Annotated in this window: 19 protein-coding genes; 12 read left to right on the plus strand and 7 right to left on the minus strand. The window is 61.6% G+C overall.

Translation table 11 applies throughout. From position 1 onward, the window contains the following. The 3 genes from BSY240_RS17755 to BSY240_RS17765 all read left to right on the plus strand — a co-directional run bounded on the left by BSY240_RS17755 (window position 1) and on the right by BSY240_RS17765 (window position 3,218). Complete coding sequence (locus BSY240_RS17755) at window positions 1–978, plus strand: LysR family transcriptional regulator (protein ID WP_054147758.1); 978 nt, start codon at window positions 1–3, stop codon at window positions 976–978. Between the two features lie 114 nt (window positions 979–1,092). Continuing rightward, the gene (locus tag BSY240_RS17760; protein WP_236759278.1) at window positions 1,093–2,604 is read left to right on the plus strand and encodes a dihydrolipoyl dehydrogenase family protein; all 1,512 of its coding nucleotides are present in this window, start codon (window positions 1,093–1,095) and stop codon (window positions 2,602–2,604) included. Continuing rightward, a complete protein-coding gene (locus tag BSY240_RS17765) occupies window positions 2,601–3,218 on the plus strand; it encodes a CDP-alcohol phosphatidyltransferase family protein (RefSeq protein WP_069043192.1) in 618 nt (205 codons plus the stop codon). Before BSY240_RS17760 ends, BSY240_RS17765 begins: the two co-directional genes overlap by 4 nt. A gap of 17 nt (window positions 3,219–3,235) precedes the next feature. Here the strand turns inward: BSY240_RS17765 and BSY240_RS17770 are convergent, their stop codons facing one another. Further along, on the minus strand, window positions 3,236–3,844 hold the full coding sequence (locus tag BSY240_RS17770; RefSeq protein WP_069043193.1) for an RNA polymerase sigma factor: 609 nt from the start codon (window positions 3,842–3,844) through the stop codon (window positions 3,236–3,238). Between the two features lie 154 nt (window positions 3,845–3,998). On the opposite strand from BSY240_RS17770, the gene BSY240_RS17775 reads away from it, so the two are divergent. The 6 genes from BSY240_RS17775 (at window position 3,999) to BSY240_RS17795 (ending at window position 9,900) form a co-directional block, all read left to right on the plus strand. Next, window positions 3,999–4,793 (plus strand): TVP38/TMEM64 family protein, encoded by a 795-nt coding sequence (locus BSY240_RS17775; RefSeq protein WP_069043194.1) that lies wholly within the window; start codon window positions 3,999–4,001, stop codon window positions 4,791–4,793. Between the two features lie 35 nt (window positions 4,794–4,828). Beyond that, window positions 4,829–5,074 carry a zf-HC2 domain-containing protein gene (locus tag BSY240_RS23755; RefSeq protein ID WP_083229664.1) on the plus strand — a complete coding sequence of 82 codons (246 nt, stop codon included), beginning with the start codon at window positions 4,829–4,831 and terminating at the stop codon, window positions 5,072–5,074. Between the two features lie 86 nt (window positions 5,075–5,160). Then, entirely contained in the window at window positions 5,161–6,393 is a 1,233-nt protein-coding gene (locus tag BSY240_RS17780; RefSeq protein WP_069044035.1) for an ABC transporter substrate-binding protein, read from the plus strand. 72 nt (window positions 6,394–6,465) lie between these two features. Then, window positions 6,466–8,121, plus strand: a complete 1,656-nt coding sequence (locus tag BSY240_RS17785; protein ID WP_236759279.1) for an ABC transporter permease — start codon at window positions 6,466–6,468, stop codon at window positions 8,119–8,121. Beyond that, the gene (locus BSY240_RS17790) at window positions 8,121–8,795 is read left to right on the plus strand and encodes an ATP-binding cassette domain-containing protein (protein ID WP_083229665.1); all 675 of its coding nucleotides are present in this window, start codon (window positions 8,121–8,123) and stop codon (window positions 8,793–8,795) included. The genes BSY240_RS17785 and BSY240_RS17790 overlap by 1 nt, the downstream gene beginning before the upstream one ends. Beyond that, window positions 8,788–9,900, plus strand: a complete 1,113-nt coding sequence (locus BSY240_RS17795) for an FAD-dependent oxidoreductase (RefSeq protein WP_069043196.1) — start codon at window positions 8,788–8,790, stop codon at window positions 9,898–9,900. Before BSY240_RS17790 ends, BSY240_RS17795 begins: the two co-directional genes overlap by 8 nt. Window positions 9,901–10,006: 106 nt before the next feature. On the opposite strand, the gene BSY240_RS17800 is transcribed toward BSY240_RS17795, so the two are convergent. The 6 genes from BSY240_RS17800 to BSY240_RS17825 form a co-directional block, all read right to left on the minus strand. Next, a complete protein-coding gene (locus tag BSY240_RS17800; RefSeq protein WP_069043197.1) occupies window positions 10,007–11,317 on the minus strand; it encodes an extracellular solute-binding protein in 1,311 nt (436 codons plus the stop codon). A gap of 77 nt (window positions 11,318–11,394) precedes the next feature. Beyond that, entirely contained in the window at window positions 11,395–12,246 is an 852-nt protein-coding gene (locus BSY240_RS17805; RefSeq protein ID WP_069043198.1) for a carbohydrate ABC transporter permease, read from the minus strand. Continuing rightward, the gene (locus BSY240_RS17810) at window positions 12,243–13,124 is read right to left on the minus strand and encodes a carbohydrate ABC transporter permease (RefSeq protein ID WP_069043199.1); all 882 of its coding nucleotides are present in this window, start codon (window positions 13,122–13,124) and stop codon (window positions 12,243–12,245) included. Before BSY240_RS17810 ends, BSY240_RS17805 begins: the two co-directional genes overlap by 4 nt. A 1-nt stretch (window position 13,125) precedes the next feature. Next, window positions 13,126–14,223, minus strand: a complete 1,098-nt coding sequence (locus tag BSY240_RS17815) for an ABC transporter ATP-binding protein (RefSeq protein WP_069043200.1) — start codon at window positions 14,221–14,223, stop codon at window positions 13,126–13,128. 26 nt (window positions 14,224–14,249) lie between these two features. Then, a complete protein-coding gene (arfA, locus tag BSY240_RS17820; RefSeq protein WP_069043201.1) occupies window positions 14,250–15,758 on the minus strand; it encodes an arabinosylfuranosidase ArfA in 1,509 nt (502 codons plus the stop codon). Between the two features lie 116 nt (window positions 15,759–15,874). After that, window positions 15,875–16,795 (minus strand): ArsR/SmtB family transcription factor, encoded by a 921-nt coding sequence (locus BSY240_RS17825; protein ID WP_069043202.1) that lies wholly within the window; start codon window positions 16,793–16,795, stop codon window positions 15,875–15,877. 246 nt (window positions 16,796–17,041) lie between these two features. Here BSY240_RS17825 and BSY240_RS17830 point away from each other — a divergent pair, with 246 nt between their 5' ends. Genes BSY240_RS17830 through BSY240_RS17840 form a run of 3 tightly spaced genes read left to right on the plus strand, consistent with a single transcriptional unit; the run spans window position 17,042 to window position 19,864 of the window. Then, window positions 17,042–18,103: an aromatic ring-hydroxylating dioxygenase subunit alpha gene (locus BSY240_RS17830; protein ID WP_069043203.1), complete on the plus strand. Its 1,062-nt coding sequence runs from the start codon at window positions 17,042–17,044 to the stop codon at window positions 18,101–18,103. A 4-nt stretch (window positions 18,104–18,107) separates the two neighbouring features. Then, window positions 18,108–18,851 carry a GntR family transcriptional regulator gene (locus tag BSY240_RS17835; RefSeq protein ID WP_069043204.1) on the plus strand — a complete coding sequence of 248 codons (744 nt, stop codon included), beginning with the start codon at window positions 18,108–18,110 and terminating at the stop codon, window positions 18,849–18,851. A gap of 29 nt (window positions 18,852–18,880) precedes the next feature. Continuing rightward, window positions 18,881–19,864, plus strand: coding sequence for a PDR/VanB family oxidoreductase (locus BSY240_RS17840; protein ID WP_069043205.1), 984 nt, complete (start codon window positions 18,881–18,883; stop codon window positions 19,862–19,864). The last annotated feature ends 7 nt before the right edge of the window (window positions 19,865–19,871 follow it).

The following is a 19,871-nucleotide window of genomic DNA, read 5'->3' on the forward strand; positions in this document are numbered from 1 at the left end:
ATGAAGATCGATGAGCGTCATCTCGTCCAGCTTGCAGCCGTCGCCGAAACCGGTGGTGTCACGGAGGGTGCTGCCATGCTCGGCATGACACAGCCTGCGGTTTCGCGGACACTGTCCATGCTGGAGCGCCGGGTGGGTGAACCACTCTTCACGCCAGGCAAGCGCCCACTGCAACTGACACCGCTCGGCCAGCAGCTGGCCATCCAGGGTCGCTCGATCCTGGCCGCATCGCGCAAGGCGGTGGAGATCGTCCGCAGTTTCCAGTCAGGCACGACCGGGCGGATCAAGGTGGGCGGTGTGCCTTTCTTTATGGATGCCGTCATTTCCCAGATGATCGCGAGTTTCCAGTTGCGCGAGCGCGACATCATGGTCGAGCAGTCCTACGGCAACCTGCCAGATCTGCTGACCGAGCTCGATTCCAGCCAGATCGACGTTGCCATCACCCCGATCGGCAGCACGGACCTGAAGAGCGACTTCGAGTTTCAGCCGATCCTGCCCGGGCGCAACGTCCTGACCTGCGCCGTCGGGCATCCGCTGCTGAGGAAGCGGCGGCTGAGCATCGAAGACATCATGACCTATCCCTGGGTCGCGCCGCTTCCTGGCTCGCCTCTGGTGCTTGATTTGCACAATATCCTGATCACGCTGGGGATCAGCGAGTTGCAGGTTCGCTATTCCGGCGGCTCGCTGCTGTCGGTCGTCAACTACATCGCCTCGACCGATGCGCTGGCGATCCTGCCGCATTCGGTGGTCTTTTCCTTCAAGGGTGAGAACAAGATCTCCATCGTGCCCGTCGATATCCCGCAGCCGGAGCGGACGCTTGGCATCATCACCAAGCGCAAGACCTATCCGAACCCGGCCTGTCGCAAGTTTCAGGAACATATCGTCCGGGAATTCACCGACCTGAAGAAGGTGATCGAGCGCCACGAGAGATCGATCGTCTGGGGTGAGGGGCCCTTCCTTCCGGAACGGGATCGCTGATCCATTCCCGAGCCTATCCTCGGTGCCTGCGAAAAAAATGTTCTAAAGAGCGTAACGAAACGCAGTCTGCGCCGTCTAATCCGTGTAACCCCCAACGCGTCAGCGGAACCGTCAATGACAAGCACAGACCAAATGCCAGGCGCTTTAGCAACTGGCTGGACAAAGCCCAAGCGCTTCGATCGCAACCTCGTCGTGATCGGTGCGGGCTCGGCCGGGCTCGTCTCTGCCTATATCGCCGCAGCCGCCAAGGCGAAGGTGACGCTCGTTGAAGCCAACAAGATGGGTGGCGATTGCCTGAACTTCGGCTGTGTTCCGTCCAAGGCTCTGATCAAGAGTGCCAAGGTGGCGCATCAGATGCGCCATGCCGATCATTACGGTCTTGAAGCGGTCGAACCCAAGGTTCCCTTCTCGGCTGTTATGGAGCGGATCCACAAGGTGATCGCGGAGATCGAACCGCATGACAGCGTCGAGCGCTATACGGGTCTCGGCGTCGAGGTTCTCCAGGGCTATGCGAAGCTGATCGATCCGTGGACGGTGGAGATTGCGCTGAGCAGCGGCGGTACACAGCGGCTGACGACGCGGGCGATCGTGATCGCAACCGGCGCGCAACCCTTCGTGCCTCCGATCCCGGGCCTGGCTGAAGTCGGTTATCTGACCTCCGACACTTTATGGGAGCGGCTGCGCGACCGGCCGGAGGTGCCGCGTCGTCTCGTCGTTCTCGGCGGCGGGCCGATCGGGTGCGAGCTCGCACAAAGTTTCGCCCGGCTGGGCTCGCAGGTCGCTCAGATCGAGATGGCCCCGCGTGTGATGATGCGCGAGGATCCAGACGCGGCCGGCTTTGTCGAGGCGTCGCTGAAGGCCGATGGTGTGCAGGTGCTGACTGGCCACAAAGCGGTCTCCTGCGGCACGGATGGCGACGACAAATGGATCGAGGTGGAGCATCCCGGCGGCCGGGACCGTATCGGCTTTGACGAGATCATCGTCGCCGTCGGACGCGCGCCGCGTCTGAAGGGCTTCGGGCTCGAGGAACTCGGTATCAAGGTCGATCGGGTTGTCGAGACCAACGATTATCTTCAGACGCTCCACCCGAACATCCTGGCCGCCGGTGACGTGGCAGGGCCTTATCAATTCACGCATGTTGCCGGGCATCAGGCCTGGTTTGCCGCGATCAATGCGCTGTTTGGTGATCTCAAGCGCTTCAAGGCCGACTACTCGGTCATCCCCTGGGCGACCTTTACGGACCCGGAAGTGGCGCGCGTCGGCCTCTCTGAAACGGATGCAAAGGAGCAGAACATCCCCTACGAGGTGACGCGCTTCGGCATCGATGATCTCGATCGGGCAATCGCCGACAGCTCTGCACATGGCTTCGTCAAGGTGCTGACTGTACCCGGCAAGGACAAGATCCTCGGCGTCACCATCGTCGGCGAACATGCAGGCGATCTGCTCGCGGAATTCGTCTTCGCCATGAAGCACGGCCATGGGCTCGGAAAGATCCTCGGCACGATCCACATCTACCCGACGCTGGCCGAAGCGAACAAGATGGTGGCCGGGCAGTGGCGGCGCGCGCATATCAATGGTTTTCTGCTGTCGCTGCTTGAGCGCTTCCAGACCTGGAGGCGTGGATGATCGATGCGAAGATCCTGCCCCTGCAAAAGGCGGCGCTCCAACCAATCGCCGAGTTTCTTGCGAGGCGCGGCGTGCGGGCCGATCAGATCAGCGTCGTCGGTTTTATCGCCGGATTCGGAGCCTTTGTGGCACTCGGCTTCGGGTACTGGCTGGCCGCGCTTCTGCTGATTCTATTCAATCGTGCCTTTGATGGCCTCGATGGTGCGGTTGCGCGTATTCAGGGGCCGACGGATCGCGGTGCCTATCTCGACATCGCGTTGGACATGGTCTTCTACGCCTTGATCCCGCTCGGCTTTGCGATCGCCTCGCCAGAGGACAACGCTCTGCCGGCAGCGATACTCATCGTCTCCTTCGTCGGCACGGGCTCTTCCTTTCTCGCCTTTTCGGCGGTTGCAGCAAAGCTTGGCCGCAACGCGCCAGAGTTTCCGACCAAGGGCATCTATTATGCGGGCGGTCTGGCGGAGGGTTTCGAGACGATCGCCGTCTTCGTCGCCATGTGCCTTTTCCCCGAGAGCTTCGCCGTGATTGCCTACGGTTTTGCCGCGCTTTGTGCGTTGACCACTGTCATTCGCTGGCGTCAGGGATGGGTCGCCTTTTCGGAGGGACCGCGATGAAGGCTCGACACGCCGTTTCAGCCGGCCGCGTTCAAACGGTCGAGTGCGTTGCGAACCGCCAGCCGGGCGCGATGCAGGAGAACGCGCATATTGCCTTCGCCGATGTTGAGCAATGCGCAGACCTCGCTGGGGTCGAGTTCCTGCTGGCCGCGAAGGATGAGCACGGCCCGTTGCGCCGGCGGCAGAGTGTCGATCACCTCTTCGACGTGCTGCAGCACGCTTCGACCCTCGATGTGACGTTCCGGGGTCAGGTTCTCCCAGAGTTCCGGGATCTGGCGCCAGTGGCCGCGACCGTCAAACGCGTCTGCCAGGCTGTCGCCACTGGCGTGATTGTCGAAGAAGACGGTGCGTCCTTCGCGGCGGGCACGGCTGCGCGCCTTGTTGATGAGGATGGTGTAGATCCAGCTTGCAAGCGAGCTGCGGCCCTCGAAAAGGTCGATGCGACCGAGCACGGCGATCCATGTGTCCTGAACGACCTCCTCGGCAAGGTGCCGGTGCTGGACGATGCCGGTGCAGAAACGGATAAGCGCGGCATTGTGGCGCCGATAAAGAATGTCGAAAGCCGCAGCATCGCCATCCACCAGGCGCAAAACCAGAGCCTGATCATCCCCTTCGACCTGCGTCACGCCGCCCCTCACATCAATCCGGCGGCCATTAGCGAAACAATCATCTTTAAAGTCCAGCCGCATTCGCCCCCATCAAGTCATAGTGACCATGCCGTGTCTGTCGTCGCTGGCGATGCGGTCTTACAGCGCGTCGACTGCTTTTCTGGAGATGTCCATGACTGAACGCAACGCGTCTCGCCCCGGCCATCTATCGTCGGATGCGAACGAGCCCGCCTCACCAACCACGGCCCGCAGAAGCAAAATCTGGCGGTTTACGCCTGTGGTCGTCGTCCTTGCTGGCCTTGCTCTCGGCTATGCCTTTGGCCTGCAGGACTATCTCAGTCTGGCGTTTCTCGCTGAACAGAGGCAGGCCCTGAAGGCCTATGTCGATGCCAATTTCCTCTGGTCGGCAATGCTTTTCCTTGGGATCTACATTGCCGCCGTCGCCTTCTCCTTCCCGGCCGCTTCGGTGTTGACCATCTTCGGCGGCTTTCTATTCGGCTGGATGATCGGTGGCGCACTCGTCGCGGTCGGTGCCACGGTCGGGGCCTCGATCCTCTTCCTTGCGACGCGATCGGCCTTCGGCAGTTTCCTTCGCCATCGCGTCGACGGTGTCGTGAAGAAGCTTGCCGACGGCTTCCGCGAAAACGCTTTCGGCTACCTATTCGTCATCCGTCTGGCGCCAGTCTTTCCGTTCTTCGTGGTGAACATTGCCGCAGCTCTTTTCGACATCAGCCTTGGCCGTTTTTTCGCGGCGACGTTCTTCGGCATCCTGCCCGGCACCTTTGCCTATGCCTATCTCGGGCAGGGTGTCGACAGCGTGCTGCTGGCCGCACAGGAGAGCGGCCAGGAAGCGAAGATCTCGGATCTTGTCACCCCGGAAATCACGCTCGCCTTTTTCGCGCTGGCGCTTGTCGCGCTGATCCCGACCGTGGTGCGGCAGATCCGCAAGCGGGGTGCTTCGCGATGAACAGTGAGATCACAGGGTTGGGGGAAGCTTAAGCCATGTTTCGATGCAGCGAAGTCGCCGAACGGGCGAGCCTTCTGATCGATGGCGAACTGGGCTTGTGGCCACGATTGAACATCCGTCTTCATCTGGCGATGTGTCGGGGATGCCGGGCATTCGTCGAGCAAATGCGGATAACCCGCGATCTTGCCGTATTGGCTGGGGCTTCGGAGGATCCGCTGCCGAGTGCCGAGATCGAGGCCGCGCTGGCCAGACGACGGATCCAGTCTGGACGACCATCATGAAATCCGTCGGACATCACGAGCGTAGTTCCAGAAAAAAGAGCCAATGTGCTCGAATGCCATACGGTCAATTTCAGGGAGAAGGGCAGATCATGCGATTAATGACAGGGATTTTCGCCGCAGGGTTCATCGCGGCCGCCAGCGGTTTGCCAGCACTTGCGTCCGGCCCGGATCTTTCCGATTGGGCTGCCATCGAGAAGAGCGCTTCCGGCCAGACGGTCTATTTCAACGCTTGGGGTGGGTCGGAGAACATCAACGCCTATCTCGAATGGGTCGGCGCCGAGATGCAGTCGCGCTACGGAGTGACCGTCATCCAGGTGAAGCTCGATGACACCGCGAGTGCGGTCGCCAAGGTGATTGCCGAGAAAGCCGCCGGCAAGGACGCGGGTGGCTCCGTCGATCTCATCTGGATCAACGGCGAGAACTTCGTTTCGATGAAGCAGCAGGAGCTGCTTCTGACACCGGGCTGGGCGACTTCCTTGCCGAACTGGGTTTATGTCGATGTCGAAAACCAGCCGACGATCCTGACCGATTTCACCGAGCCGACGGAGGGGTTGGAAAGCCCCTGGGGCGGCGCGAAGATGGTCTTCTTCTATGATAGCGCCCGGACCGACGCCTCAACCCTGCCTGACAGCGCAAGCCAACTGCTCGACTGGGCAAAGAAGAACCCCGGGCGCTTCTCCTATCCGGCTCCGCCTGATTTCATCGGTTCGTCCTTCCTCAAGCAGGTGCTGAGTGAAGTGATCGACGATCCGGGCAAGCTTGCCGAACCGGTGAACGAGGCAAGTTTCGAACGGGACGTCGAGCCGCTCTTTGCCTATCTCGACCAGCTTCATGACGCCGCATGGCGGTCGGGCAAGGCCTTTCCGCAAAACTATCCGGACATGAAGCAGAAGCTCGCCGATGGCGAACTCGACATCATCTTCGCCTTCAATCCGTCGGAAGCCTCTGCCGGCATCAAGGCAGGGGAGCTTCCCGACACGGTGCGATCCTTCACCTTCTCCGGCGGCACACTCGGCAATACCCATTTCGTTGCCATTCCCTACAATGCTAATGCCAAGGAAGGTGCGCTGCTGACGGCGAATTTCCTGATTTCGCCGGAGGCGCAGCTGCGCAAGCAGGATCCGACCTATTGGGGTGACCCGACCGTCCTTTCGATGGCGAAGCTGCCGGATGCCGATCGTTCTGCTTTCGCAGCACTCGATCTCGGTGTTGCGACGCTTTCGCCTGAAAAGCTGGGACCCGTTATCGCCGAGCCGCATGCCAGCTGGATGGAGCGGATCGAAGTCGAGTGGCGTCGACGCTATGCCAGCGGCAACTGAGCCGTGCAGGGAAGTCTGAAGGCTCGCAGTTTTGTCGATCGTTTGACCGCGCTTCTTCCTAGAAGCGCGGTCTTGCTGACGCTCGGCCTGTTGCTGCTGCCAATCGCCTTCGGCCTTCTCGGAACGCTCCTGCCAGCCTTTGGCTACCTGCCTGCGCTCGGCGGTGTGGGCCTCAGCCTTGAACCTTTCCGAGCTCTCGTTGCTACTCCGGGGCTTGTTCCGGCTGCCGTTCTCAGTCTGGTTACTGGGCTTGTCGCCACCATCCTCTCGCTCGGTATAACCCTGTTGTTTGTCGCGGGCTTCGCCGGGACACCCGTTCTTGCGCGCATCCAGCACATCATATCACCGCTCCTCGCCGTGCCGCATGCTGCCGCGGCCTTCGGGCTCGCCTTCCTCATCGCGCCCTCCGGCTTTCTCATTCGGCTCGTGGCGCCGCTCTTCGGAATAGAGCGGCCGCCCGACGTTCTCATTCCGCATGATCCCTGGGGGCTGGCCATGATCGCCGGCCTCGTGATCAAGGAAACGCCCTTCCTGTTCCTGGTGACCTTGGCGGCTCTGCCGCAGGTCGACCTCACTGCTGCCCGCAGGCTGGCAGCCTCTTTCTGCTATGGGCGGATTGCGGGTTTCGTCTATCTGCTCTGGCCAGCGCTCTACCGGCAAATCCGTTTCGCTGTTTATGCCGTCATTGCCTACTCGTCCTCGGTCGTCGACGTTGCCGTGATCCTCGGCCCCAATCTGCCCGGCACACTTGCCACGCGTCTCGTGCAGTGGATGAACGACCCTGACCTTTCCGTGCGGTTTCTCGCGTCGGCCGGTGCCGTATTGCAGCTCGGCGTCACCCTCACCGCACTGCTTGCATGGTTCGGTCTGGAAAGATTGAGCACCATACTGCTGAGATCGTTCGGCGATCGCGGCTATCGTTTCGTGCATGACCTGACGGTCCGCAGGCTCGCGATGATCGCAGTCACCATCATAGGCGCAAGCGTGTTCGCGGGTCTTTTCCTCCTCGGTCTTTGGTCGCTCGCTGGCCTCTGGCTGTTTCCAGATCTTCTGCCGCGCGATTTCACCGTGCGCAGCTGGATGACGACCCTTCCGCGCATCGGCGATCCCCTCGTGACGACGCTGATCGCGGGGCTTGCCTCGACGCTGATCGCGGTGGTGCTGACTGTCGGCTGCCTAGAGCGCGAAATCCAGACGGGACGACGGGGCGGCGACAGGAGCCTGCTGCTCCTCTATCTGCCGCTCATCGTGCCACAGATCGCCTTCGTTTTCGGCCTTCAGCTGCTCTTTGTCGGTAGCGGTAGTGATCAACGCCTCACCGCTCTCATCCTGGTGCATCTTGTGTTCGTGCTGCCTTACGTATTCCTGTCCCTTGCCGATCCGTGGCGGGCGCTCGATCGCCGCTATGAAATCATCGCCACCGCGCTCGGCCGCTCACGTCTCTCGGTGCTCCTGTCGATCCGCCTGCCGATGCTGATCCGCCCCATCCTGACCGCTCTTGCCGTCGGCTTCGCGGTCTCGGTTGGGCAATATCTGCCGACGGTTCTGATCGGGGAGGGGCGGCTGACTACCATCACCACGGAAGCTGTCGCACTCGCCTCTGGCAACAACCGCCGCGTCATCGGAGTCTATGCCCTGTTGCAGACCATTCTCCCCTTCCTCGCCTTCGCGCTTGCCGCGCTTTTGCCGGTTCTTCTCCATCGCAACCGTCGTGAGATGAGGGTGTGATGATGCCGCAAAGTCAGGTCGCCACGGGCCTTCGCCTCTCCAGCATCGTGATCCGCCTCGGAGATTTCAGGCTGATCGCGCTCGATACAGAAGTGCCCCCTGGCTCGATTTTCACAGTCATGGGTCCTTCGGGCTCAGGGAAATCGACACTGCTTTCCTTCATCGGCGGTTTTCTCGAGCCTGCCTTTCATGCGGAGGGTGGCGTCTCCGTTGGTGATGTTGATCTTCTGGCGCTTGCGCCGGAGCAGCGACGGGCTGGTATCCTCTTCCAGGATCCGTTGCTCTTTCCGCATATGTCCGTCGGCGCCAATGTTGCCTTCGCCATTCCCGGCGAGGTTTCGGACCGGAAGCTCAGATGGCGGATGGCAGCCGAGATCCTTCGGGAGATGGAGTTACCGGGCTTTGAGGATCGCGATCCGGCGACGCTTTCAGGTGGCCAGAAGGCGCGCGTGGCGCTCGCCCGTGTCCTGCTCTCGCAACCCCGCCTGCTGTTGCTCGATGAACCCTTCTCCAAACTCGACATGGCGCTTCGCAACCAGATGCGCTCACTCGTCTTTGACCGCGCTCGCAGCGCCGGTCTGCCGGTCATTCTTGTCACGCATGACGAGGCCGATGCGGAGGCGGCAGGCGGACCGGTGCATCGGCTTGGCGATCAGGAGAACGATCATGGATGAAGACGCCGGCATCAACGCCGAGATCCTGCTGCTCGGTGGTGGCCATGCGCATGTCGAGGTGATCCGGAGGCTTGGCCAGTTGGGTCTCGGGGCGAGGATGATGCTCGTCTCCCCCGGCCGATTTGCGCCTTATTCCGGCATGCTCCCAGGCTATATCGCCGACGTCTACAGTTTTGACGACTTTCATATCGATCTGGCCGCATTGTGCTTGCGCTTCGGTGTGACCTTTCTCGAAACATCTGCCAGGCACATCGATCCCGAAGAACGCATCGTGCGCCTCGCAGAGGGCGGCGCCGTCGGCTACCGCTACCTTTCCGTCGATATCGGTTCCACGCCGTCGTTGCCGCTGGGGATATCAGCCGGCATTTCCGTCAAGCCGATTTCAAGTTTCACCGATCGCCTCGGACGGCTCGACGCTCTCATCGCTGCAGGCGAGCGCGTGAGGCTCGCAGTCGTGGGGCAGGGGGTGGCGGGGGTCGAGGTCGCTTTCGCCTTGAAGCAGAGATTTTCCGGCCGGGATGTCGAGATTGCGCTGATCGGTAGGTCTACGGTACCAGTGCCGGAGCGTAGCGTTCGAGCACGGCAATTGGTGGAGAGAGAATTGCAGGTGGCAGGGATCGCCCACCATCCGACTTTTGACGTGGTCGCTTTTCACAATGGCGAAGTCGTCGCGCGGGATGGCCGCCGCCTTGTCGTCGACGAAGTCATTTGGACGACCTCAAGCGGTTCGCAAGGGTTCCTGCGAGACACCGGGCTTCTGCTGGATGCCGGGGGGTTCATCCGTGTCGACGAAAACCTTCGCTCCCTGTCGCATCCGGATATCTTCGCCGCCGGCGACGTGGCGTGTCTCGCCGATCCGCGTCCCAAGGCGGGTGTCTTTGCGGTCCGTCAGGGTCCCGTTCTTGCGGAGAACATCCATCGGAGCTTGAAGGGGGAGGCGCTCGAAGCCTATCGCCCGCAGCGATCCTGGTTGGTGCTGATATCGCTGCCGAACGGCCGGGCGATTGCCGACAAATGGGGATTGGCCGTTGTTGGGCGCTGGGTTGCCCGCTGGAAGGACCGGATCGACCGAGGTTTCATGCAACGCTACAAGTCGGATATGTGATCGCGCACTCCGTCACCGGGACGTGGGCTGTTGTCGGCGTGAAAAAAGCCCCGCACACCGAAGTGTGCGAGGCAGGCCAGGGAGACCCGGGGGAGTTGGGCAGGGATTAGAGGTCGCCGAGCAGTTCGTTCACGCGGCTTTCTGCCGAAGCGAGTGCTTCGTCGACCGACTTGTCGCCATTGACGGCGGCGCCGATTTCTTCGCCGATGATGTCCTGGATCGGGAACTGGCGCTGGACTTCAGCCGGCAGCGCACGGCCGGTCTGGGCGATCTTCGCGATGTTGTCACGATGCGGGAGTGCCTTGAATTCCGGCATGTCGAAGACAGCCTTGGCGGCTGGCAGGTGGCCGGTGCGGGCCCACTGGAAGTCGTTATCTGCGAGGAACTTGAAGAGCTTGCCGACGGCGTCCACCTGCTCCGGCGAGCGATCCTTCTTCGGCATGACCCAGCTGTGGCCATCGGCATAGGTGCTGTCCTGCGCCGCAAAGAGTTGCGGTACGGGATAGACGGTATAGCTGTTCGAGAGCGCCGTGCCTTCCTTCTCGGACTGGGCGACATAATCCCCGATCAGCCAGGTGCCGTTGATGGCAATCCCGCCTTCGCCGTTGGCAAAGCCCGAGACGGCGGCAGCATAGTCGAGGCCGGTCGTCGAGATGCCCTCATCCTTGGTGGCCTTCATCAGCTCGACGGCAGCCTTGGCTTCCGGCGTGTTCAGCTTGATTGCCGTTGGATCCGAGAAGAAGTCGGAGTTCTGCTGCTGCAGCAGGGTGTAGAGAATGCGCGCGTAGGAGGCCGTCTCGTTGGCCATGATCTGGATCAGATAGGGTTTTCCGGTCTTTTCCTGGAACTGCTTGCCCTGGGCGATCAGTTCTTCACCTGATGTCGGGAGCATCGGCGTGCCGTCCGCGTTGACGAGACCTGCCTCCTTCATGAGGTTCAGGTTGACGTGGAAGAGCATTGTCCAGTTGTCGAAGGGCAGCCCATAGAGCTGGCCTTCCTTGGTGACGCCATTGCGGCCCGCATCGGTAAAGTTCTCCGGCGACACGCCCTGAGCGGCCAGGACTTCGTCGATCGGCTCGATCAGGCCACGGCTCTGATAGTCTGAGATCGCGGAGTAATGCATGGAGACGACGTCGGGTGCTGCACCGGAAGCCAACTGGGCGTTCAGCTGGTCGTAACCCGGCCATTCGACCGTGGTGACGTTGACGTCGATATCCGGATTATCGGCTTCGAACTTGTTGACGAGTGCGGTGATGATGCCGCATTCGCCGACGGCTGCCGATACGTCGGTCACGCTGCCATAATCCGCCTCGCAGGCGCCGAAGAAGCGTTGCAGCTCGATTGTGGTTTGCGCCTGCGCCGAGGCGCCGTAGCCCAGCGCAGCGATCGCAACGGTGGTCATCAGAATCGTTTTCATCGTGTCTCACTCCCTTGTGTCGGGCTCTTGGCCCTGTTGGAATAAAGCCGGCCGGCTCCTCTCCGGCCGGGTAGGCTTCACTTCACCGCGCCGCCGGAAACGGCCGTCACGATGTGTTTCTGGAAGATCACGTAGACGATCAGCGCCGGGACGCTGGCGAAGACCGCCTGGGCCGCGAGAAAGCCCAGGCCCTCGCTCTGGGCAAAGTTGGATTGCGACGAAGCAAGCCCTACCGTCAGGGTGTACATTTCCTTCTTGGTCGCAGAGATCAGGGGCCACCAGTAGTCGTTCCAGCCGCCCAGGAAGGTGAAGATACCGAGCGTCGCCTGTGCAGGCAGGGTCTGCGGCAGCATGACCTTCCAGAAGATCCGCCATTGCGAGGCGTTGTCGAGCAGGGCCGCCTCGTCGATCTCCTTGGGGATCGCCCGGAAGAACTGCGTCATCAGGAAGACACCGAAGGCGCCGGACAGGCCCGGCAGCATCAGGCCGAGATAGGTGTTGTGCAGGCCGAACCAGTTGAACATCTGGTGGCGGGCGATGATGACCGCCTGTTCGGGTACTGCGAGGCCGAAGAGGACGATGATGAACAGCGTCCGGCGGAAGGGGAATTCGAGCCGCCCAAATCCGTAGCCGGCGAGCGACGACAGCACCAGAACCAGCAGGGTCTGACCGCTGGCCACGACGAGGCTATTGAAAAACCAGCCGAAGACCTGTGAGGAATGCCAGATGTTCAGGTAGTTGGCGATCGTGTACGGCGCGCGGAAAACCGAGTCCGTCCCGACCATCAGATCCTGGTTGCTCTTGATCGACAGGCCGATCAGCCAGGCCACCGGCGCCATCATGACGACGGAGAGGAGGGCGGCGCCCCAAAGCAGTGGCCTGTAGGTCGTCAGCACTTCCGGCTTGTAGGTGTCGTCTCGGGCGGTCATGCGCCGTCCTCCGTCTTGCGCGTGGACACGATGTACTGCGCCATCGCCGCCACGAGGATGATCAGGAAGAGGTATTGCGACGCTGCTGCCGCACGACCGACATCCCATCGGACGAAGCCGACTTCGTAGATGTACATGACCAGCGGACGCGAGGATCCGTTAGGGCCGCCGTTGGTCATCAGTTGGGCCTGTCCGAACAGCTGGAACTGGAAGACGATCTGGATGATCGTGACCAGCATGATGGTGCGCGCAATCGACGGCAGGGTAATGCGTGTCAGGACGCGCCAGGGGCCGGCATTGTCCAGGGAGGCTGCTTCATAGAGATCCTGAGGGACCTGCTGGAGTGCCGCCAGAAAGAGCATCATCGGCAAGCCGACACACCACCAGACGGTCGCGACACCGACGGCGAACAGCGACCAGCCTTTGGTCGAGATGAAGTTGATCTGGTCGATGCCCGCCTGCGCGAACAGCACGGACAACAACCCGTCTCCCGGAATGAAGACGAAGCGCCAGATCAGGGTGACGACGGTCACCGAGAGCACCGAGGAGGAAAAGAAGAGCCCTCGGAAGAAACTGGTCGTGCGCGTTGTCCTGTTGAGCGCCAGCGCCAGGAACAGGCCCAGCGCCACGAGTGTCGGCACGCTGACCAGGACAAAGACGATGGTGTTGCGCAGGGCCTGCAGGAAGACGGCGTCGCCGGCGACCCGGAAGTAGTTGGTCAGGCCAACAAAGCGGCCCGGACCGAAGAGATCCACCTTGTGCAGGCTGAGCCACATGCCCCAGAAGAGGGGAAACACGAGTAGGGCGATGAAGACCAGCAGATAAGGCAGGATGAAGAGCCCATGGCTCCACTGACTGCGGCGATAGCTCTCGGCCATGTCACTCCACCTCCCTGCGATAGGCGCGACCATCGGCGCCGAAGAGGTGGAAGGCATGCGGATCGGCCGAGACCATGACCCGGTCTCCGGCCTTGATCAGCGAGCGGCCGTCTGCTTCCACGACAAGCTTGCTGCCGTCGTCGAGCACGCCGTAGACGAGAGATCGATCGCCAAGGCGCTCGACCACTTCGGCCGTCAGCGGCACGCCGCTGGCTCCGTCGGTGACGATGCCGACATCTTCCGCGCGAATGCCGAGTGCTGCACCTTCAGGACTGGAACCATCCGCGACATGGAAGCCGGTGTCGACAGTTCCAAGGCCTGCCGTACTGACGGCAAGGCCTGTCGCGGTGTTCTGCCAGGCGGCAACGGGCAGGAAGTTCATGGCCGGAGAGCCGATGAAACTTGCGACGAACTTGCTCGCCGGACGCTGATAAACATCCATCGGCGTCCCGATCTGTTCGATCTTGCGGGCGTTCATGATGACGATCCGGTCGGCAAGCGTCATCGCTTCCACCTGGTCGTGGGTGACGAAGATCATCGTCGAGCCGAGGCGGTGGTGCAGTTGCGCAAGCTCGAGACGCGTGCGGCCACGCAAGACAGCGTCGAGGTTCGACAATGGCTCGTCGAACAGGAATGCCTTGGGCTCCTTGACGATGGCGCGACCAATGGCGACGCGCTGGCGCTGGCCGCCCGAGAGCTTTTGCGGCTTGCGGTCGAGCAGGTGGCCGATTTCAAGCGTCTCGGCGGCAGCGAGCACGCGGCTCTCGATCTCGCCCTTTGCCATGCCGATGTTTTCGAGCCCGAAAGACATGTTCTGCTTCACTGTCATATGCGGATAGAGCGCATAGGACTGGAAAACCATGGCGACCCCACGCTTGCCTGGTGGCAGGGTGTCGACGCGCTGGCCGGCCACCGAGATGGTGCCGCCCGTGACGTCTTCGAGGCCCGCGATCATGCGGAGCAGGGTCGACTTCCCGCAGCCCGAAGGGCCAAGGAAGACGACGAATTCGCCGGCTTCGATGGACAGTGAAATGTCCTCGAGTACGGTCAGCGCGCCGTAGCGCTTGGTGACGTTGTCAATTTCAATCGAAGCCGACATGGTTTCTCCTCCCCGTCGTCGATTGGTTACTGGCCCAGCCGGATCATCCGGTAGCTGAGCGGCGCGATCTCTCCCGTGAGGCGTCCGCTTTCGATGATTGCTCCATCGCCATCTACCGGCGCGACGGTCTGCTGCTCGGGGCCATTGACGGCTTTCAGCGCATGGCCTGCGATCACCTTGTCCATGATCACCTGGCGATAGCCGAAGCCTTCGAGTGCGACATCAAGAGTGATCGCGTCGGTCTCGTGGCGGTTGACGATGAAGAGGGTCAGCGCGCCGTCCGTGTCGCTCTCGACAGCAGAGACGTCGAGATAGGGAACGGCGTCTGCAAATTCGGTCGAATAACCAGGGCAGTCGATCGACAGCTGGTAGGAGGTGCCGCGTCCATAACGCGAGGCGAAGAGGTAAGGGTAGTAGGTCGTCTGGCGCCAGGCCGGGCCGCCGGGCACGGTCATGATCGGGGCAATCACATTGACGAGCTGCGCCAGGCAGCCAACCTTCACCACGTCTGCGCGGCGGATGAAGGTGTTGAGGATGCAGCCGACCTGCAGCACGTCCTCGAAATTGTAGATGTCTTCGAGAAGCTCAGGCGCATGCGGCCAGCCATCGCGGCCTTCGAGAACCTTCCGGTCGGCTTCGTTGGAATGGTACCAGACGTTCCACTCGTCGAAGCTGATATAGACGTCCTTCTTCGAGCGCTTCTTCGCCTTGGTCACCTTGATCACGGAAGCTATGGTCTCGATGTAGTCATCGAGGCGGGCGTTCTGCGCCAGATAGGCGGCCGTGTCGCCGGCATGGTTCTCGAAATACATATGGAGGCTGATGTAATCGACGCTGTCATAGGTGTAGTCGAGGACGGTCGCTTCCCAGGCCGGATAGGTCGGCATCTTCGGGGAAGAGGAACCGCAGACGACGAGCTCGATCGACTTGTCGAAAGCGCGCATGGCCTTGGCGGTCTCGAAGGCGACGCGGCCATATTCTTCAGCCGTCTTCTGGCCAATCTGCCAGGGACCGTCCATCTCGTTGCCGAGGCACCAGAGCTTGACGTTCCACGGCTCCTCGCGTCCGTTCTTGCGGCGCAGATCCGACCAGTAGCTGCCGCCTGGGTGGTTCACGTATTCCAGGAAAGCGCGGGCTTCATCCAGGCCGCGTGAGCCGAGGTTCACAGCCAGCATCATCTCGGTGTTGGCGGCCTTGGCCCAGTCGGCGAATTCGTGGATGCCGACCTGGTTGGATTCCGAGGTATGCCAGGCGAGATCGAGGCGAACCGGGCGCTCTTCCTTCGGCCCGATGCCATCTTCCCAGTTATAGGCCGAGACGAAGTTGCCGCCGGGATAGCGGACTACGGGGACATCGAGTTCGCGTACCAGGTCGATCACGTCCTGGCGCATGCCGTTTTCGTCGGCAGTCTGGTGATCGGGCTCATAGATGCCGGTGTAGACCGCGCGACCGAGGTGTTCGACGAAGGATCCATACAGACGTGGATCGATCGTGCTGATCTTGTAATCGCGGTGAACGGTGCCGACAGCCCGCATGTGCATTTCCTCCAAATATATCCGTTTTTCGGATATCTATCATAATTGAGGATATGATACACGGGATCGACCGGAGGTCAATCCGGCAACATGCAGGGGAAATAGGAGGGGGCGCTTCAGGTCTTGATGCGCAGGACAATGTCCTGGTCGTAATTGCCGAAGCCTCGGCCGAAGATGTTGATTCCGCCGGGATGTTCGGCCGTTTCCGGCACTTCGATCCGAACGCGGATCGATCGGTGATCGAGCAGTTCGAGGTCGCCGAGTGTCGTCTCGGAGACCCGCATGCCATCGATGAAGGTGCCGTTGTCCGTCACCCGGAAACTTTTGAGAACGCCATACTGGCTGCCGCGCAGCTTCCACCAGTCAGGCGTGAACTTGCCGCGCCGGTCACCGAAATCGCCGGGTGAGGTCCAGGTCGCGACCGCCTTGCCATTGATAGAAATGGTGATGTCGGACGGCCAGTTTTCGGAGGTGCCGGGCACTTCCGAGGAGAGCTCCATGAGCAGCTCGAGTTCCCGGATCGGTGCGCCCTTGATCCTGGCATTGTTGGGAAACTGATAGTCGACGTAGCCGCGCGTGAACCAGAGAAGGCCCGCCTTCATGCGGTCCGGAGACAGGAAGGTGTCGGGGCTGTCGAGATAACCGATGATCGCATCTGGGCCGCACATGCCGCAGGGAGCGTAGACGTCGTAGCCGCTATAGAGGCCGACCGGCATGGAGACTTCGATTGCCTCGTCCGTCGCCTCATTGGGGCGCGTAAACGTGAGGACGATCTCGTCATGAACGGCATGACAGATCTTCTGACTGCCCTTGCGTGCCTTCTGAACCTCGGTGCGAACCAGGCCCGCTTCTTCCATCTGGTTGAGATGTGTGGATGTGGTCGATTGCGGGAGTTCCAGCACCTCGGCAATCTCGTTGACGTTGAGTGGGCCTCTGGCGTGAAGCAGTTCCAGGATCGCCAATCGTGCCGGCGCGGCGAGGCTCTTGAGGACATCCTTGCCGTCTTCCGGCGTGATCATCAAAAAACGGCTGCTCAAATCGGGTCCCCCTGCATTTCTCAATGCGTATCAGAATTCCTGATTAAAACAAGTCTAGGGAGTGCGCTCCGGTGGCTCCTGAGCGTGATGCGGTTGTCTTGGAGCCCCAGTTTCCGGTTGATGGCGCGTGTATACATCTGGCGCTAAAGGGGCGGGTTTCCGCGCCTGTGAAGCGTCTCACCGCAGCTTTTGTTGACATGATGTATACATTGTGGCTCTCTAGCGTTCGATAGAGGAGGAGCTGTCATGTCCAAACCCACCTTTCCGCTGAATGCCTGGTACGCGGCGGCCTATGATGTCGAGTTGAAGCGCCAGCTCTTGCCGCGGACGATCTGCAACAAGCCGGTTGTCCTGTATCGCAAGGAAAATGGCACCCCTGTCGCGCTCGCTGATGCCTGTTGGCACAGGCTCGTGCCGCTGTCGCTCGGGCGGCTCGAGGGTGACAACGTCATCTGTGGCTATCATGGTCTCGAATTCGACGAGACGGGGCGCTGTGTATACATGCCGTCGCAGGACACGATCAATCCGTCGGCCTGCGTCAAGTCCTATCCGATCGCCGAGAAGCATCGCTTCATCTGGATCTGGCCGGGCGATCCAGCGCTCGCCGATCCCGCACTCATCCCCGACATGCACTGGAACCAGGATCCCGACTGGGCCGCCGATGGCAAGATGATCGAGGTGAAGTGCGATTATCGTCTGGTTGTCGACAATCTGATGGATCTCACCCACGAGACCTTCGTGCACGGCTCGTCGATCGGCAATCGCGCCGTCGCCGAGGCGCCGTTCGAGGCAAGCCACTCCGATCGCTTCGCTTACATCACGCGCTGGATGGAAGACATCGACCCGCCGCCCTTCTGGCGCAAGCAGTTTGGTCGCCCGGGCAAGGTCGACCGCTGGCAGATCATCCGCTTCGAGGCGCCTTGCACTGTCACCATCGACGTGGGCGTTGCAGAGGCCGGCACGGGTGCCAAGCAGGGTGACCGCTCAAAGGGCGTCAATGGCTATGTGCTGAACACGATCACGCCGTCGACGGACAAGACCTGTCTCTACTTCTGGGCCTTTGCCCGCAATTACGACCTCGGCAACCAGGCGCGAACGCATGAGCTGCGCGAAGGCGTGGCCGGTGTCTTCCGCGAGGACGAAGAGGTGCTCGAAGCCCAGCAGCGGGCGATCGATGCCAATCCCGATCACCAGTTCTACAACCTCAACATCGATGCCGGATCGATGTGGGCGCGCAAGCTGATCGACCGGATGATCGACGCCGAACTGAAGCCACAGGCCGGGCCTCATGCGGTCGCTGCGGAGTGATGGCATGACGGCTGATAACGAACGCGCTCCGAAACAGCAGACGGCAAAGGCGCTGCTTGGGCTGCGTGACCTTATCCTGACGGGTGAAATCGAACCGGGCGAGCGGCTGTCGGAAGTCGCTCTCGCAGAGCGTCTTTCGGTGTCGCGCACGCCGCTTCGTGCCGCTTTGCAGCGGCTCGAACAGGAGGGCCTGGTCGCGCTCATCCCGTCCGGCGGTTACGCCGTGCGTTCGTTCAGCCGGCAGGAGGTGATCGATGCCATCGAGTTGCGGGGTGTGCTGGAGGGCACCGCCGCGCGGCTTGCCGCCGAGCGAGGTGCGACGCCGGCCCGGATGAAAGCCATTCGCGAGGTCGTCGCCCAACTCGACGATGTCTTGTTGGCCGAGCCGTCTGCCATGGATTTCGAGCGCTACGAGGCTCTGAACGGCAGGTTTCATCGCCTGCTCTGGGACCTTGCCGGCAGCGAGGTTCTGCGCCGGGAGATCGAGCGGATGACGAGCCTGCCCTTTGCGAGCCCGAATGCCTTCGTCAACACGGAGTTCGATGTGCCGGCCTTCTACAGGACGCTGGTCGTCGCGCAGGCGCAGCACAAGGCAATCGTTTCGGCGATCGAATTGCGGGAGGGGGCGCGGGCCGAGGCGCTGGCGCGGGAGCATGCGCGGCTTGCCCGGCAGAACCTCGATTTCGTGCTGGAGGAGCAACCCGATCTGCGCCGCAAGGTTCTGGCGCTTGCCCTGATGGCGGGCTGATCGGATCTGGGATCATCTGGGAGGATTTCATGCGTTCCAAGCTGGAATGGCGCGCGGCCCGCGTCATATCGATCGAAGCCCCGGCGGAGGATGTCCGGGCCGTCACCTTCGCGGTGGATGGGCTGCGGCAGGCCTTCGATCCGGGGTCGCATACCAATATCAAGGTCGTCATCCGGGGTGAGCCGGCAATTCGAACCTATACGGTGCTGCCGAGCGCGCCGGACACGCTGAAGATCGCGGTCAAGCTGCATCCCAACAGTCGGGGTGGCTCAGCCTTCGTCTGGAACATGGCTGTCGGTGACGAGACCGAGATGACCGAGCCGGAGAACCGTTTCGAGCTCTCCTGGCGGGCGTCGCGTTATCTGCTGATCGCCGGCGGTATCGGGATCACGCCGATCTATGGCATGGCAAAGGCGCTGGTCGCGCGCGGTCATTCCGTGCGGCTGATCTATGGGGCGAAAAGCCGGGCGCAGATGGCTTTTGTTGATGAGTTGCAGGCTTTGCTGGGGGATGGTCTCGAGGCCTTCGTGCAGGACGAGGGCCAGGCCTTCGATCTCGCAGCTGAATTTGCCGCGCTTCCTGTCGATGGCGAGGCCTATATCTGTGGTCCGCACGGTCTGCTGGAAGCCGCACGCAATACCTGGCGCGAGAGTGGTCGCTCGATGAGCCGCTTGCGCTTCGAGGTCTTCGGCGACAGCGGGCGCTTTGCCGAGCAACCGTTCTCGGTCACGGTTCCGCAATACGGCCGAACCGTCGAGGTGCGCGCCGACCAGACCATGCTGGATGCGCTGATGGAGGCGGGGATCGACATGGTCTATGACTGTCGCCGCGGTGAATGCGGATTGTGCGCGGTCAGCATCGTCGACGCATCCACGCCGATCGATCATCGTGACGTGTTCTTCTCTCCGGAAGAGCGACACGAGGGAGAGAAGATGTGTGCCTGTGTCTCGCGTGCGGTTGGGGGAAGCGTGACGATCGACACCGGCTATCGGCAAGAGGCATTGCGGGCCTGAGCCGGCA

Source organism: Agrobacterium sp. RAC06 (assembly GCF_001713475.1).
Taxonomy (GTDB): domain Bacteria; phylum Pseudomonadota; class Alphaproteobacteria; order Rhizobiales; family Rhizobiaceae; genus Allorhizobium.